Origin of the sequence: Kribbella amoyensis, from assembly GCF_007828865.1 — a bacterium.
In the GTDB taxonomy this organism is placed as follows: domain Bacteria; phylum Actinomycetota; class Actinomycetes; order Propionibacteriales; family Kribbellaceae; genus Kribbella; species Kribbella amoyensis.
This window is the reverse complement of record NZ_VIVK01000002.1, coordinates 126,246-141,871: the sequence shown is the minus strand read 5'-3', so window position 1 is coordinate 141,871 and position 15,626 is coordinate 126,246. Positions and strand designations below refer to the sequence as shown.

Here is a 15,626-nt window from a genome sequence, read left to right as displayed (position 1 = left end):
ATGGTCGACATCGAACAACCGAAGAAGAAGGCCGCAGGGGTCCCGGCCGTGCTTTCCTCGTTCAAGTTCGGTTTCCGCGAGATGGGCCCGGCGAGGACCGGCAAGGTCTTCCTGAAGATGAACCAGGACGGCGGCTTCGACTGTCCGTCCTGCGCGTGGCCGGATCCCGACCACAAACGCAAGCACGCGGCCGAGTTCTGCGAGAACGGCGCCAAGGCCGTCGCCTGGGAGGCGACCCGTAAACGGGTCCCGCGGGCGTTCTTCGCCGAGAACTCGATCGACGACCTGAACCGGATCTCGGAGTACGAGCTGGGCAAGCTCGGCCGGATCACCGAGCCGATGCTGAAGCGGGCCGGCTCCGACCGGTACGAACCGGTCGGCTGGGACGAGGCGTTCCACGTCGTCGCCCGGCACCTGCGCGCCCTCGACACGCCCGACGACGCCGTCTTCTACACCTCCGGCCGGACCAGCAACGAGGCCGCCTTCCTGTACCAGTTGCTGGTGCGCGCGTACGGCACGAACAACCTGCCGGACTGCTCGAACATGTGCCACGAGTCCTCCGGTACGGCGCTGACGCGGGTGATCGGCAGCGGCAAGGGCGCGGTCACCCTGGAGATGCTGGAGGAGGCCGAGCTGATCGTCGTGGTCGGCCAGAACCCGGGCACCAACGCGCCGCGGATGCTCAGCCACCTGGAGATCGCCAAGAAGAACGGCGCCGACCTGGTCTCGGTGAACCCGTTGCCCGAGCCGGGGATGATGAACTTCAAGAACCCGCAGCGCCCGTCCGGCTGGGTCGGCAAGGGCACCGAGCTCGCGGACCAGCACCTGCAGATCCGGATCGGCGGCGACCAGGCCCTGTTCCTTGCCGTCGGCCACCTTCTGCTGGAGGCCGAGGCGAACGCCCCCGGGACCGTGCTGGACAAGACCTTCATCGACCGGCACACCAGCGGGTTCGAGCTGTACGCCAAGCACAACGCCGAGCTGGACTGGCCGGCCGTCGAGCTGGCGACCGGGCTGAACCGGGCCGAGATCGAGGAGTTCACCCGGCGGTTCCTGAAGTCCAAGGCGACCGTGATCTGCTGGGCGATGGGGCTGACCCAGCACCGCGAGGCCGTGGCCACCATCACCGAGATCGTCAACGTCCTGCTGCTGCAGGGCAACATCGGCAAGCCGGGCGCCGGACCGTGCCCGGTCCGCGGTCACTCGAACGTCCAGGGCGACCGCAGCATGGGGATCTGGGAGAAGATGCCCGACGCGTTCCTGGATCGGCTGGACGCGGAGTTCGCGTTCAGCTCGCCGCGGGAGCACGGGATCGACGCGGCCGCGACCGTCCAGCGGTTGCGTGACGGTGGCGTCCGGGTCTTCTTCGCGATGGGCGGCAACTTCGCGATGGCGACACCTGACACCGATGTGGTGCACCGGGGTCTGCGCGAGTGCGATCTCACCGTGCATGTGTCGACCAAGCTGAACCGCTCCCACACCGTGACCGGACGGGAGGCGCTGATTCTGCCGACGCTCGGCCGGACCGACCACGACCAGACCGCCGCCGGTCCGCAGTCGGTGACGGTCGAGGACTCGCAGGGCGCCGTCCACCTCTCCACCGGCAACCTGCTGCCCCCGTCACCTGAGCTGCGCTCCGAGGTCGGCATCGTCACCGGGCTCGCGCAGGTCCTGGTGCCCGACGTCGGCGAGATCCCGTGGGCCGATTTCGCGGGCGACTACAGCCTGATCCGGCAGCGGATCGGCCGCGTCTGCGACGGGTACGAGAACTTCGAGGACCGGCTGCGGGAGAACGAGGGCGGCTTCCTGCTCGCGCACGCGGCAAGGGATCGGCGCGAGTTCAGGACGTCCGACGCGCGGGCCCAGTTCAGCGCGAACGACCTGACCTGGTTGCCGACCGAGCCGGGCCGCCTGCTGCTGCAGACGATGCGGAGCCACGACCAGTTCAACACCACGGTGTACGGGCTGGAGGACCGGTACCGCGGGGTGCACGGGACGCGCGAGGTGGTCTTCGTGCATCCGGACGACCTGGCCGACCTGGGGCTGGCGGACGGGCAGTACGTCGACATCGTGAGCGAGTACGCCGGGGTCGAGCGCCGCGCTTCGCGGTTCCGGCTGGTGTCGTACCCGACTGCTCGCGGGTGCGTCGCGGCCTACTACCCGGAGACGAACGTGCTGATGTCGGCCGACGACGTTGCCAAGGGCAGCAACACCCCAGTGGCGAAGGGCCTGACGGTCAGGCTGGAGCCAACCGAGTCCTGAACCACGGTTGCAGCGCGGCCAGGACGACGGCCACGGCCGCGCTCGACAACCACAGCCCCTCGGGACCGGTGGACTCCAGCAACCGCGTCACGGTGAGCGGGGCGATCGCGGTCGCTACACCCCAGCTCAGGCCGAACACGGCGAGGTAGCGGGCTCGCGCGTGCTCCGGTGCGAGCCCGGACGCCTGGGTGAGGTAGCGGGTGAGCAGGAAGAGTTCGCCGAGGCTCCAGAACACGGTGGCGACCAGGAAGACCACGAGGTGCTGAGCGAACGCGCTCACGACCAGGCCGACCGCGAGTAGGAGATAGCCGATCGCCATCGACCGGAAGTCGTCCAGGCGCTGTACGCGGAGCAGGCGCTGGCCGAGGATCAGGACGACCGCCGACGTGGCCAGGATGAAGCCGCTGCCGGAGGTGGACAGCCCCTTCTCGACCAGGGTCAGCGGGAGCCCGATCACCAACTGCATGGCGAGCGTCGCGAACGCGGTACCGCTGACGAGCAGCAGCAACAGCCGGCGGTCACGCCAGACCGGTACCTTCGTCGTCGGCTGCCGGTCGCGCGGGCGGTCGGCCGGGAGCGCGACCGCGACCAGGACCGCGCAGGCCAGGCAGGTGAGCGCGTCGGCGGCGAAGAGCCAGCGCAGGTCCCAGTGACTGACCGCGGCCGCCAACAAGCCGGCGAGTACACCGGCCGCCGCGAGCGCCGCACTGAGCAACCCGTACGCCGCGGGTCGGTCGGCGGGGTCGGTCACATCGGCGATCGTCGCCTGACTGGAGGGTTCGTAGATCTCGAAGGCGAGCCCGAGCAGCACCGCGGCGGCGATCGCGGACCAGAGCACAGGGCTCACCGCGATCCAGAGCTGGGCTGCGCACCCGACGAGGCCGAGGACGATGGTGCGCCGGCGGCCGAGACGGTCGGCCAACTGGCCCCCGATCAACCGGGACGGGATCGTGGCCAGCCCGAAGACGGCCAGGATGAACCCGGTCTCGCCGAGCGACGCGCCGAACTCCACGGTCAGCAGCACCCCCAGGAACGGCAGTGTGAACGCGCCGATCCGGTTCACCGCGCGGGCTGTCACCAGGATCCACACCGTCCGGGAGATCTGCCGGGGTGGCGCGGCCTCGGTCGTGGTCATCGTCGCCTCCGTGACTACCTAAACGGGTATGGTCAGTCATGCGAGGTCGAGACTACGGAGATTGCACGTGACCGGTCAAGCGTCTTTTGATAGTCATACGCGGAGTGTGCTGGCCGCGTCCGTCGAGTACGTCAACCGGCTGACACCCGGCTGGTCCGGCGGCACGGAGTACGCCGGGCCCGAGGACGAGGCGCAGGCGGTCGGCGAGGCGCTGGTCGCGATCGGGTACCCGCAGCCGACCGTCCGCGGGGAGGACGCGCGGCGGTTGGCGGTACTGGCCGGGCGGATGCGGATCGTGTTCGAGACGGCGCATGCGGGCGACCTGGATCGAGCGGCGCAGGAGATCAACGCGCTCCTGCTGGACACCAACGCGCGACCGCAGCTCGATCGGCGGGAGAACGGGTGGAGCCTGCATTTCCACGGCCCCGACGACGGCCTGGTCAACGGCTGGGCCGCTGGTTGCGCGGCCGGACTCGCGTTGGCGGTCGGCAGTGACCTGGCCGGGCGGCTGGGTGTTTGTGCGGCGCGCCAGTGTGACCGGGTTTTCGTCGACACGTCCCGCAACGGTCAACGGCGCTTCTGCTCAGCCCAATGCCAGAGCCGGGTCAAGGCAGCCGCTCATCGAGCCCGCCGGTCCGGCTGACCCTTCGGCTGCCTTGTGATGGTGGGGTTGGCGAAGTCCTCGTTGTCGACCACCAGTTGCGCGCGGTCTTGCGGGCGCACCTGGTCGACGTACATCCGTTCGCCGGGGATGTATCTGGTGCGGTAGCGATGCTCGGCCGCGGCCGCCGAATCCATCCACTGCTGATCGCGGGCCGTCCCCCGCCGAAGGACCTCGTCGAAGCCGATGTGTACAAAGATCCTCAGGTCCCAATGGGCGTCGAGCTCTGGGCGCTGCAGGAACGCGCCGTCCGCGATCAGCACCGCGTCGTCGGCCGCCGTCGCCTCTGGCACGTCGAGAACCTCGCGTGCAGAGCTGTCTCGCAGACCGGTCGTGTAGCGGCGACTTCCGCCCGGCCCGAGGGGAACCAGCAACCGGCTGCGGATCGCGTCGAGGTCCCACATGTCCAGGTAGTAGCTCTCCGCCGAGTCGACCGGGTAGGCGGTCCGCAGCTCGACGGCCAGCTTGAAGTAGTCGATATCGGCCCGGATGATCTCGCGGTCGGTCCGGGCCCGGAGTACGACGGCCAGCTCGTCTGCGAGCGTCGTCTTGCCCGCCGCCGAACAGCCGTCCACGGCGACCCGCACTGGATGGGGCCGCTCGACCTCGAGCACGGCGTCGGCCAATGTCTGCAGCAATACGGTCCGCACCGCCCCATCCTCCCCGAACCCGTTCCGCCCCGCCCGCCGGAGCAACCGACGAACGGGGCGGAGTTGGCGAGATGTCAGCCGACCGGGGTCAGCTCACGCTCGTCCTCCTGCGGCGCCGGCGGGGCGGCGTGCCTGGCGCGGCGGCCGCGGAGCCACTTCGGGGCCCACCAGTTCGCCTCGCCGAGCAGGATCATCGCGCTGGGCAGCACGACGGCCCGGATGATCGTCGCGTCGATCAGGATGGCGACCGCGAGACCGACCCCGAGCTGCTTCATGTCCAGCGTGCTCAGCGTCGCGAAGACCGCGAACACCCCGATCATCACCGCGGCCGCACTCGTCACCACACCGGCCGATCCGGTGATGCCCTGCGCGACCGCCTGCCGCGTCGGCACCCCGCGAAGCACGGCCTCGCGGATCCGGCTGACGACGAACACGTGGTAGTCCATCGACAACCCGAACAGCACCACGAAGAGGAACAGCGGCAACCAGGACACCACCGCACCGTTGGAGCGGAAGTCGAGCAACCCCTCGGCCCAGGTGTTCTGGAAGACCGCGGTCACCACCCCGTACGCCGCGCCCGCGCTGAGGATGTTCAGGCCGATCGCGGTCAGCGCGACCACGACGGACCGGAAGGTCACCATCATCACGATCATTGTCAGCAGCAGTACGAACCCGATCACCAGCGGCAGCTTCGCCTTGGTGTGCGCGGCGTAGTCCACGTCCGCGGCGACGAACCCGCCCACGGCGTACTCGACTCCCGGCACCTTGCCGACCGTCTCAGGCATCAACTCGTTGCGCAGCTTGGCCAGCGAATCCCTGGCCTGCTCGCTGCCGCCCTCGTACGGGGTCGCGACCTCGAGCACGGTGACTGTGCGGTCCTGCGAGACCCGCGGCTTCTCCAACCCGTCCTGCGCGAACAACGGGTCGCTCTTGGTCCGCTGAACCAGCTCCGCCAGCTCGGTCTCGACGGCCGCCTGCTGCGCCGCGGGAGCCCGGACGGCCACCTGGTGACTGGTTCCCGTGCTCGGGAACGCGGCGGTCAGCCGGTCGTACGCCTGCATCACCGCGGTGTCGCGGGGCAGATCCTCGGTGCCTGGGAACTTCAAGTTCATCCCCAGTGCCGGGGAGGCCAGCGCCAGCAGCGCGACCACGGAAACGAGCAAGGTGGCGAGCGGGCGCTTCAGGGCCGGCTTCAGGACGGCCGGCCAGAACCGGGGCTCGCCGGTCCGCGCGGTCAGGCGCCAGAGCAGCGGGATCCGCGGACGGTCGACCCAGCGACCCAGCTTGGCCAGCACTGCGGGCAGGACGGTCAGCGAGCCGACCACCGCGACCGCGACGACCAGGATCGAGCCGACCGCGAAGGACGAGAACACCGCGTCCCGGGCCAGGAACAGCCCCGCCATCGAGATGATCACCGCGGTCCCGGACACCACGACCGCGTGCCCCGAGGTAGCCGCCGCAATCTCGACCGCGTCGACGTGGCCGCGGCCCTTGGCTCGCTCCTCCCGTTCGCGGCGGAGGTAGAAGAGTGAATAGTCGACGCCGACGGCCATCCCGATCAGCAGGATGACGCTGTTCACCGCGTCGACCGCCGGGACGAAGTGCGAGGCGGCCGCGGCGAGCCCGATCGCGGCGGCGACCGCGGACAACGCCAGTAGCAACGGCACCGCCGCCGCGATCAGCGCTCCGAACGCCACCAGCAGGATCGCCAGGGTCACCGGCAGGCTGAACATCTCGGCCCGCTTGAAGTCCTCGCCGAGCGTCTCCTCGAGCGCCTTGCCGATCGACTCGCCGCCGACCTGCTCGACCCGCAGCTCGGGATGCTCCTGCTGGATCTTGGCGGTGGTGTCGAGCAGCGGCTGGACCCGGTCCTCGGCGTCACCGTCCTTCAGCGTGACCCGGAGGATCATCGCGTCCTGCTTCGGCGCGACGATCGGCTGAGCGACGTCCGCGACCCCACCGAGAGCGCGCATCCGCTCGGTCACCACCTGGGCGACCTGGTTCGCCCGGACCTGGTCGAGCTTCCCGGCGGTCGGCGTGATCAGCACGCTCTCCACGTCCGGGTCGTCGAAGTTGCCGGACTTCACGATGTCCTCCGCGCGGGTGACCTCACCGATGTCACCCTCGTTGTCGGACTCCTTGGTCCCCGTCACGTTGCCGAGCGCGAAACACGCGACGACCACGACGAGCCACATCGCGATCGCCCGCCACGGATGGGTGGCACTCCAGCGCGCCGCCCTGACCGTGAGCTGTCCCCTGGCCATTGACTTCCCTACCCCTCCGCGCCCCCTCCGGCGCTGCCGCCCGGCCCGGCCCCACGCCGGTGCTGGTCACGGGGTCAAGCCTTCGGGAGACAGGCCACCCGCCACCATGAGGGAGACCACCGAATCCCCCTGGGGACACCCCCACCCCCACCCCTGCGGAAAACCACACCCCAGCCACCCGAGAACCCCGCCGACCCCGCCAGGAAATCGCCATCCCCCCAGTCCCACCAACCCTGACCACACCCCGGCTCCCCCACCTACCCGAACCAGAACCCCACCTCGGGGCTGCGGACACCTCGCCGGGACCGCGGACGCATCACCGGGACCGCAACCGGGAGCCCGGGAGCCCGGGAGCCGGGACCGGGGACACCTCGCCGGGACCGGGGACAGCCAGCCGGGGGTACGAACACCTTGCCGGGACCGGGGACCGGCGAAACCGGGACCGTGAACACGTTGTGCGCTGTCCCAGGCCCCGGGTTCCTGTTCAAGGTTGAGGGCCCCCGGCGGAGCGGGGCGCGGGGTACGGGGGCGCGATGCTGGGGGGCTCGGCGCGGCGGCGCGAGGTAAGGGGCGCGATGCTGGGCGCTCGGCGCGGCGGGGCGAGGTACGGCGGGGCGAGGTGCCGGCGCGGGGTACGGCGGCGTCTGGTACGGGCTAGAAGTCGTCGAGGGTCAGGTTGGCGGCGGCTGAGACGCCTTCCAGGTAGCCCTCGGCTCTTTCGGCTTTGGGGTAGCGGTGGACCAGTTTCCAGAAGGCCGCGTTGTGGCTCGGTTCGACCAGGTGGGCCAGTTCGTGGACCAGGACGTAGTCGACGACCCAGGACGGCATCGACTGCAGCCGGGTGGACAGCCGGATCGAACGGTCCGCCGGAGTACAGGATCCCCACCGTCTGTTTTGGTTCGAAACCCACCTCACCGACGCAGGTTCGGGCACTTCCGGGAGGTGGCGACACGCGAGTTCGTGTGCTCTGGCCAACAATTTTTCGTCCGACACGCGGGATCGGCTGCGCTGCTTCTCCAACCGCTGGAGCATGGTCTCGACCCAGCGCGCCTCCTCGGCGGCGGAGAGCCGGTCGGGCATCAGCACGACCACCCGCTCACCGTCCCGGTAGGCGCTCACGGTCCGCTTGCGCCGCTTGCTGCGGCGGATGTCCACGTACGGCGGGATCGGGCGCGGTGGGGAGTCGGCCATGGGTCAAACCGTATCCCGCGAATCCACCGACTTTCTTCCGTCCACATCCTGTGCATGAACGTTTTCGCAGGTCAGACGCAAGATGGCGAGACTGTGGACAATCTCTGTTCACATCGTGTTCCCCCGCATGTCCACAGTGCCGCCCGGCGCGTCCCACAAGTTGCGCACAGGGTTATCCACAGGGGTGGACAATCCGGTCTTGTGCCGGCGCCCGGTGGCTTCTAGCGTCGTCGGCAACAGGCTCCCGGACCGGCTCCGGGGCTGCTCGGAGGGGAAGCCGAGCGGTTCCGGCGCCGGATCACCGGGAGCCTGTTCCCTGCCGGGACGACGGGCGGAAAGGGGTTTCCACGCGGCACGCGGGCCGGGTGGTGCGCTTGAGCCACGCTCAGCCTGCCGTAGGGTGAATCCCGACTGGGCCGAACGGCCTACGGCAGGACGGTCTGCCGTTAGCATCCACGCGGCCAGGGGGCTGGAACCCCGGGCTGGTATTCAGAGCAAGGAGAGGGCCCTCATGGCAGAGACCTGGAGCGGCGAGTTCTACTGCGTCAAGTGCAAGGCCAAGCGCACCGCCGACGGCGAGGTCAAGGTCAACGACAAGGGCACGCGCATGGCCAAGGCCAAGTGCCCCGAGTGCGGTACGAACCTGAACCGGATCCTCGGCAAGGCCTGACGCACCAAGTCGTAGGGGCGGCGGCCCGGGGCAACCCGGGCCGCCGCCCCTCGTCGTTGCCGGGCACCTCGCGCCGCGGCCGGTACAGTCCGGAGACGGGCGCCGGGGACGCGGAAGGCAAGGCCGTACGACGCGCCGGTGCCCCCGGCTGTCGGCGGCTTGGGTGACCCGACAGAATGGGAACGTGTCCGACCTTCCCCGCAAGGCGCTGAGCCGCACCGCCAAGCTCGCCAGCCTGCCGCTCGGCGCCGCCGGGCGCGCCACGGTCGGGCTCGGCAAGCGGATCGGCGGGGCGCCGGCCGAGGCGGTGATGGCCGAGTTCCAGCGCCGCACCGCCGACCAGCTGTTCGCCGTCCTGGGCGAGCTCAAGGGCGGCGCGATGAAGTTCGGGCAGATGCTGAGCCTGATGGAGACGGCGATGCCGGAGGAACTCGCCGCGCCGTACCGGGCGACGCTCACGAAGCTGCAGGACTCCGCTCCCCCAATGCCGGCCTCGACCGTGCACACGATCCTGGCCCGCGAGCTGGGCAAGCGCTGGCGGGACCGGTTCGAGGAGTTCGACGACCTGCCGGCCGCGGCCGCGTCGATCGGCCAGGTCCACCGGGGCCGCCTCAAGGACGGCCGCGAGGTCGCGATCAAGCTGCAGTACCCGGGTGCCGCCGAGGCGCTGCGTGCGGACCTGCGCCAGCTCGGCCGGTTCGCCCGGACGTTCGGCACCCTGGTCCCCGGCCTGGACATGAAGCCGCTGATCACCGAGCTGCAGGAGCGGATCGGCGAGGAGCTCGACTACGACCGCGAGGCCCAGGCCCAGCAGCAGTACGCCGACGCCTTCAAGGGGCACCCCGAATTCGTCGTCCCGCGGGTGGTCAAGCACTCGCCGACGGTCATCGTGTCGGAGTGGATCGAGGGCAAGCCGCTGTCCAGGGTGATCGCGGACGGGACCCAGGAAGAGCGCGACGACCTCGGTCTGAAGTACGTCCGGTTCATGTTCAGCGGACCGCGGCTGGCCGGCCTGCTGCACTCGGACCCGCATCCGGGGAACTTCCGCGTGATGCCGGACGGGCGGCTCGGTGTGGTCGACTTCGGCCTCTGCGCGCGACTCCCCGACGGGCTGCCGCCGGCGATCGGGCGGCTGCTGCGGATCTCGCTGTCCGGGGACGGCGCCTCGGTGCTGGCGGGGCTGCGCGAGGAGGGGTTCATCAAGCCCCGGATGGAGATCGACCCGGACCAGCTGATGGACTACCTGGCGCCGTTCGCGGAGCCGGCCCGGACGGAGACGTTCAAGTTCAGCCGGGCCTGGATGCGCGAGCAGGCGAACCGGGCCGGCGATCTCCGCTCCCCGAACGCGTCCCTGGCGCTCCGGCTCAACCTGCCCCCGTCGTACCTGCTGATCCACCGGGTCTGGATCGGTGGGATCGCGGTGCTGTCCCAGCTCGAGGCGGAGGCGCCCTTCCGCGAGGTGCTGGAAGAGTTCCTGCCCGGGTTCGCGGAGGACTGAGCGGCTACCACCAGGCGCTGTCGAGCTTGCCCTCGATGCTGCGGACGTTCTCGCGGGCACAGCGGTCGCAGTAGACGAGCCGGCGGCCGTTCTCGAGCGACGTCACCCAGGTGAGCGGCAGATCCTCGCTCTCGGCTTGCTGCCCGCACAATGCACAGGTCGGGTTGGCCATGCCACCAATCTAGTGGCTTCCGTCGTCGCCGAGGACGGGCAGCGAGCGCAGTACTCGGCTGAGCAGGACCGCGAGGCCGGTGACGACGACCGCGCCGATCGCGGCGAGGACGTGCACGCCGTCGGTGAAGGCGGACTTCGCCAGGTCCACGGGGTACTCCGGAAGGCCCGCCGACAGCGCAGTGGCCAGGGAGTCGCCCGCGTCGGCCGGCGCCGATCCGCGGTACACGGCGGTGACGATCGAACCGAGGATCGCGATGCCCAGCGCGTACCCGAACTCGTTGCCCGTCTGGGTGATCGCGGCGGCCGCACCCGCCTTCTCCGGCGGCGCGGAGCTGATCACGAGGTTCGTCCCGAGGACCACCAGCGGCGCGACACCCAGGCACTCGACCGCGAAGGCGACGACGAACCCGGTGACCGAGTCGGCGAACACCATCAACACCATCCCCGCCGACGTGAACAGCAGCGCACCGGAGGTCAGCCGACCCGGCCGGATCCGCCGAGCGAGCACCGGCGCGATCTGGAAGCTCACCGTCGACGTCAGCATGCCTGGCACCAACGCGAGTCCCGCCTGGAGCGGCGACAGCCCCTGCACCAGCTGGAAGTACTGCGCGACGAACACCATCACGCCGCCGGAGGTCATCGAGTACGCCGCCATGCTGCCGAGCGTCGCGCTGAACTGGAGCCGCCGGAACAGTCGCAGGTCCAGCAGCGGATCGGTCAGCCGCAGCTGCCGCCGCACGAACAACCAGCCGAGCGTGATCCCGACGACGAGGAACGCCGCCGGTACCGGACCCCAACCGTGCGAGGCGAGCTGCTTGAGCCCCTGGATCGCCGGCAGGATCGCGCCGAGCGACAACGCCACGCTCGGCAGGTCGATCCGGCCCGCCGTCTGGTCGCGGAACTCGGGCAGCAGGAACGGGCCCGCGATCAGCAGCACGACCATCGCCGGGACGCCGATCAGGAACGCCGAGCCCCACCAGAAGTGCTGCAGCAGGACGCCACCGACGACCGGGCCGATCACCGCGCCGACCGTGAAGCAGCCGGTCAGGAGGCCGATCGCCTGCGCCTTCCGCCGCGGATCGTCGAACAGGCTCATTCCGATCGACAGCACGCACGGGGTCAGTGCCGCACCCGCGATCCCGAGCCCGGCCCGGGCGCCGATCAGCATCTCCGGACTGGTCGAGTACGCCGCGACCACCGAGGCGATCCCGAACACCGCGGCCGCGCCGAGCAACAGCCGGCGCCGCCCGATCCGGTCCCCGAGCGAGCCCATCGTGATCATGAACCCGGCCACCATGAACCCGTACACGTCCATGATCCACAGCTGCTGGCTGCTGCTCGCGCCGAGGGCGGACGCGATCGGCGGCAGCGCCAGCAGCATCACGAACGTGTCCAGCGAGACCAGCAGGATCGCCAGCGCGAGCACCGCCAGCCCGGCCCCTTGCCTCCGGTGCACCCGGGTCAGCGTCTCCACGGTCGGCATGGTCAGGATCCCTTCGGTCGGTCCGTCCTCGTCACCAGTGCGTCGGACGGCCCGGACCCGGATCGACATACCCTTCCGGATCATGCGATGGAAGATCTTCGGCGAACGGGACGCCTGGTCCAGTCCCTGGCTCCGCGTGACCCGCCTGGACGTCGAACAGCCGGACGGCGAGCGGGTCGAGTACCACGGGATCCGCGCGAGCGACGTCGCCGCCGCGGCCGTCACGGACGCCGAGTCCCGGGTCCTGATGCTGTGGCGGCACCGCCTGCTGACCGACACCTGGGGCTGGGAGCTGCCGATGGGCCTCGTCGAACCCGGCGAGTCACCGGCCGAGGCGGCCGCGCGCGAGGTCGAGGAGGAGACCGGCTGGCGGCCTGGCCCGTTGCGCGAGCTGATCTACGCCCAACCCGCCGCGGGCATCATCGACTCGGCGCACCACGTCTTCCACGCCGGTACCGCGACCCGGATCGGCTAGTCGGGGATCTCGTACGAGCCGGGGCCGCGCTCCCAGGTCCGGCCGGTACTCGCCTGGTACGCCTCGACGGCCATCCTGATCGTCTCGAAGAAGTCGCCCGGCTTGATCGTGTCGGTCAGCTCGTAGTGGTCGAGGCGGCGCCGGACCGGGTCCTTGAGCTCGGCGAAGACCAGTCGGATCCCCTGTTCGTGCAGTCCGCGGACCAGGTCGCCGAGCATGTCGGCGGCGGTGGTGTCGATGTCGGTGATCGGCTCGGCCGCGACCAGGATCCAGGCGGGTCGTGGTTCGGCGGCGGCCAGCGCCCGGACCTGGTCACGGAACGACCGCGCGTTGGCGAAGAACAGCGGCGCGTCGAACCGGTAGATGACCAGCCCGGGCAGATGCGTGGTCGCCGGGTGGAAGGTGAGGTCGTGGTACCCGGCGAGGTCCTCGGAGCGGCCGAGGACGGCCTGGTGCGGGCGCCACGCGCGGTTGAACACAACCAGGATCGACAGCCCGACCGCGATCCCGATCCCGGGCAGGACGCCCAGCAGCGCGACGCCGAGGAACGCCGCCAGGGCGAGGACGAAGTCGGAGCGGCGCTGCCGGCCGAGCCGCCGGAGCCCGGGGAGGTCGGCCAGCGACAACGAGGCCGCGATGACGACGGCGGCGAGGGTCGGCTGTGGCAGGTTCCGGAGCAGCCCGGGCGCGAAGACCAGCAGGGCCGCGATCGCGAGCGCGCCGACCAGGCCGGTCACCTGGGTCTTCGCCCCGTTCTGCGCCGCGACCGCCGTCCGCGACCCGCTGGTACTGACCGGGAACCCCTGGAACAGGCCGGCCGCGATCGAGGCGGCGCCGACAGCGACCATCTCCCGGTCGGCCGACACCTCCTCCCCACGGCGCGCGGCGAACACCGACGCGGTCGAGATCGTGTCGGTCAGCGACACCAGCGCGATGCCCAGCGCTCCGGCCAGCAGCAGCCCGAAGTCCTCCAGCGGCACGCTCGGGATCACGAACGGTGGTAACCCCTCCGGCATCGGCCCGACCACGTCCACCCCGCGCTCCGGCAGATCGAACAAGGTCACGCAACCGATCGCGAGCACCACCGCGACCAGGACGCCTGGTACCCGAGGCAGGATCCGCTGGAAGAGCAGGATGAGGATCAGGCTCCCCACCCCGACCGCAAGCGCGGGCCCGACCGTGTCACCGTCGACCAGCCCGCGGAAGAACCCGGCCGCCTCGTCGAGGAAGTTGTCGGCGTCGACCGAGAAGCCGAAGAGTTTCGGCAACTGACCGACCAGGATGGTCAGCGCCAGCCCGTTCATGTACCCGAGCTGGGTCGGCTTGGAGAGCAGGTCCGCCACGAACCCGAGCCGGAAGATCCCGGCGAGAACGGTGATCGCGCCGACCATCAGGGCCAGCATCGACGCGTACGCGACCGCGCGGCCCGGGTCGCCGTTCGCGGTGACGAGCGGGATCACGGTGGCGGCGATCATCGGGCCCAGCGAGGAGTCCGGTCCGAGGACGAGAACCCGGGACGGGCCGAAGACGGCGTACCCGAGCAGGGCGAGCACGGTGGTGTAGAGCCCGGTGATCGGCGGCAGCCCGGCCAGTTCGGCGTACGCCATGCCCTGCGGGACGAGCAGGGTGGTGAGGACCAGGCCGGCGACCAGATCGCGGCTCAGCCAGCGCGGCTGGTACGTGCGCACCGTGGTGAAGCCGGGCAGGGTTCGCCACGAAGCCTGCTCGGTCCCCCGCTGGACATCTGTCACAAGGGCATCGTCGCCGCGCCCGCCCGACCTGCCAAGAGGGACTGAACATGCCGAGGGGCGGCATCCGGTGGTGGATGCCGCCCTCGGCTCGGGCCGGCAGTGCACGGTCCCCTGTTCCGGGACTGCGCGGCCGTGGGTGGCCCGCCGCCGCGCGGGAACCGCGAGACGGCGGGCGGTCGGCTGCCGCCCGGAGACGGGGTCCGGGTGGACAGCCGGTGGTCAGGGCTGGGGCGGCACTCGGGAGATCGGCTCCCGCCGCCCAGCTGCCTGGGTGGAGCCGGCCGGCCGGACCGCGACGGTCCGGCCGGTGGATCGGCTCCGGGGTGGATCAGACCAGACGGGCGAGGGTGAGGCGCGCCTTTGCGCTGGCCCTCTCCGCGCGCCGGGTGGCCCGCTCGGCCTGCTTCTGCGCCTTGGCAACCTGCTGCGCCAGGCGGAAGCGCCGGTTCTGCTCGGCGTCGTTCAATTTAGAACGACAATGAGCACGAGCAAGATCTTCCTGAAGTAAATTCATCTCAATTCTCCTGCGTGAAGTCTGGTTCCGGTTCATGGTTCGAAGTCTCGATTCGGGGGCGGGATCAGGCAGCGGTCACGGTGTCGCTCTTGCGGGGACGTCCGCGGGGCCGCTTGCGCGGAACCACGACGCCCTGGACGAACAGCTCGCCGCCCCACACTCCCCACGGCTCGGAGCGCTCGAGCGCCCCGGCCAGGCACTCGGCCTTGAGCGGGCAGGTGGTGCAAAGAGACTTGGCGTACTCCACGTCCGCCGGGGATTCGGCGAAGAAGAGTTCTGGCGCGTAGGACCGACAGGGCAGGTCCTGCGACGCGGCCACCTCGGTGAAGGCATCGAGGAAGCTCACGCTCATTCCGGTCACCTCCTAGTGACTGTCTTGCTGGTAACTCTTGTCGTCCTGACCGACCACCGGTTGGTGGCCGGAAATCTGGGTCTGACAAACAGAAAGGCCGCGGACCCTAGGTGGGTTCCGCGGCCTCGGAGGTGCCGGCTGACTTCGAGAGTCAGGCCGGTGGACTCCATGCTCGAGAACCCTGACCGCCACGCTTGGCATCCGACACAGCTCCGCCCTGGAACGGAACGGCGATCGGCGCCATCAGCACAACGGCCGCGACGTGCAGCTGCGAGGCACCCTGAATCGGGGCGCAAGCGAGCGCGGCAACGCCGGACTTCGGCTTCTGCGCCATGTTGGTGATCATTTCCAGGGCACCTCCTCTCGTTGTGTGCGAACGGGCGGCAAGCTCGATCGCTATGGTGTTTGAAGTTTTCGGCCACAGGTCTGACCGCAGAAAGAACAGTACGCCGAGGCACGCGAGGCCCGCAAACTATTTATCGCCAGTTTCCGAAGTTGGCCGGAAGTTGCCGTTGCAGCGGCGGAAAGTAGCTGCCACGACGACCG

15 protein-coding genes are annotated in these 15,626 nt (G+C 70.1%); 5 read left to right on the top strand and 10 right to left on the bottom strand.

Annotated features, from left to right (window positions below; translation table 11 throughout):
* Nucleotides 1-2,262, top strand: coding sequence for an FdhF/YdeP family oxidoreductase (locus FB561_RS30915; RefSeq protein WP_145813586.1), 2,262 nt, complete (start codon nt 1-3; stop codon nt 2,260-2,262).
* Here FB561_RS30915 and FB561_RS30910 read toward each other — a convergent pair.
* The gene (locus FB561_RS30910) at nt 2,237-3,397 is read right to left on the bottom strand and encodes an MFS transporter (protein ID WP_145813585.1); all 1,161 of its coding nucleotides are present in this window, start codon (nt 3,395-3,397) and stop codon (nt 2,237-2,239) included. The genes FB561_RS30915 and FB561_RS30910 overlap by 26 nt on opposite strands.
* A gap of 106 nt (nt 3,398-3,503) precedes the next feature.
* On the opposite strand from FB561_RS30910, the gene FB561_RS30905 reads away from it, so the two are divergent.
* The gene (locus FB561_RS30905; RefSeq protein WP_238335233.1) at nt 3,504-4,040 is read left to right on the top strand and encodes a CGNR zinc finger domain-containing protein; all 537 of its coding nucleotides are present in this window, start codon (nt 3,504-3,506) and stop codon (nt 4,038-4,040) included.
* On the opposite strand, the gene FB561_RS30900 is transcribed toward FB561_RS30905, so the two are convergent.
* From FB561_RS30900 to FB561_RS30890, 3 genes are all read right to left on the bottom strand, one after another.
* Nucleotides 4,016-4,708 carry a nucleoside/nucleotide kinase family protein gene (locus FB561_RS30900; RefSeq protein ID WP_145813583.1) on the bottom strand — a complete coding sequence of 231 codons (693 nt, stop codon included), beginning with the start codon at nt 4,706-4,708 and terminating at the stop codon, nt 4,016-4,018. The two genes, FB561_RS30905 and FB561_RS30900, sit on opposite strands and share 25 nt — an antisense overlap.
* A gap of 74 nt (nt 4,709-4,782) precedes the next feature.
* Nucleotides 4,783-6,972 carry an MMPL family transporter gene (locus FB561_RS30895; protein ID WP_145813582.1) on the bottom strand — a complete coding sequence of 730 codons (2,190 nt, stop codon included), beginning with the start codon at nt 6,970-6,972 and terminating at the stop codon, nt 4,783-4,785.
* 654 nt (nt 6,973-7,626) lie between these two features.
* The gene (locus FB561_RS30890) at nt 7,627-8,163 is read right to left on the bottom strand and encodes a M48 family metallopeptidase (protein WP_145813581.1); all 537 of its coding nucleotides are present in this window, start codon (nt 8,161-8,163) and stop codon (nt 7,627-7,629) included.
* Between the two features lie 511 nt (nt 8,164-8,674).
* Here FB561_RS30890 and FB561_RS38060 point away from each other — a divergent pair.
* Together FB561_RS38060 and FB561_RS30885 are read left to right on the top strand one after the other, a co-directional pair.
* A complete protein-coding gene (locus FB561_RS38060; protein WP_012922897.1) occupies nt 8,675-8,833 on the top strand; it encodes a DUF5679 domain-containing protein in 159 nt (52 codons plus the stop codon).
* A 184-nt stretch (nt 8,834-9,017) separates the two neighbouring features.
* Nucleotides 9,018-10,331: an ABC1 kinase family protein gene (locus FB561_RS30885; protein WP_145813580.1), complete on the top strand. Its 1,314-nt coding sequence runs from the start codon at nt 9,018-9,020 to the stop codon at nt 10,329-10,331.
* 4 nt (nt 10,332-10,335) lie between these two features.
* Here the strand turns inward: FB561_RS30885 and FB561_RS38055 are convergent, their stop codons facing one another.
* Nucleotides 10,336-10,503, bottom strand: a complete 168-nt coding sequence (locus FB561_RS38055; protein ID WP_170284899.1) for a hypothetical protein — start codon at nt 10,501-10,503, stop codon at nt 10,336-10,338.
* 9 nt (nt 10,504-10,512) lie between these two features.
* Complete coding sequence (locus tag FB561_RS30880) at nt 10,513-12,072, bottom strand: MFS transporter (RefSeq protein ID WP_238335232.1); 1,560 nt, start codon at nt 12,070-12,072, stop codon at nt 10,513-10,515.
* Here FB561_RS30880 and FB561_RS30875 point away from each other — a divergent pair.
* Entirely contained in the window at nt 12,071-12,463 is a 393-nt protein-coding gene (locus tag FB561_RS30875; protein WP_145813579.1) for an NUDIX domain-containing protein, read from the top strand. The two genes, FB561_RS30880 and FB561_RS30875, sit on opposite strands and share 2 nt — an antisense overlap.
* On the opposite strand, the gene FB561_RS30870 is transcribed toward FB561_RS30875, so the two are convergent.
* The 4 genes from FB561_RS30870 to FB561_RS30855 all read right to left on the bottom strand — a co-directional run bounded on the left by FB561_RS30870 (nt 12,460) and on the right by FB561_RS30855 (nt 15,426).
* The gene (locus FB561_RS30870; protein WP_145813578.1) at nt 12,460-14,214 is read right to left on the bottom strand and encodes a SulP family inorganic anion transporter; all 1,755 of its coding nucleotides are present in this window, start codon (nt 14,212-14,214) and stop codon (nt 12,460-12,462) included. The genes FB561_RS30875 and FB561_RS30870 overlap by 4 nt on opposite strands.
* 328 nt (nt 14,215-14,542) lie before the next feature.
* Nucleotides 14,543-14,764 (bottom strand): hypothetical protein, encoded by a 222-nt coding sequence (locus FB561_RS30865; RefSeq protein WP_238335231.1) that lies wholly within the window; start codon nt 14,762-14,764, stop codon nt 14,543-14,545.
* A 28-nt stretch (nt 14,765-14,792) separates the two neighbouring features.
* Nucleotides 14,793-15,080, bottom strand: coding sequence for a WhiB family transcriptional regulator (locus FB561_RS30860; protein WP_012922902.1), 288 nt, complete (start codon nt 15,078-15,080; stop codon nt 14,793-14,795).
* Nucleotides 15,081-15,231: 151 nt separating this feature from the next.
* Complete coding sequence (locus FB561_RS30855; protein WP_145813577.1) at nt 15,232-15,426, bottom strand: hypothetical protein; 195 nt, start codon at nt 15,424-15,426, stop codon at nt 15,232-15,234.
* Nucleotides 15,427-15,626: the final 200 nt, after the last annotated feature.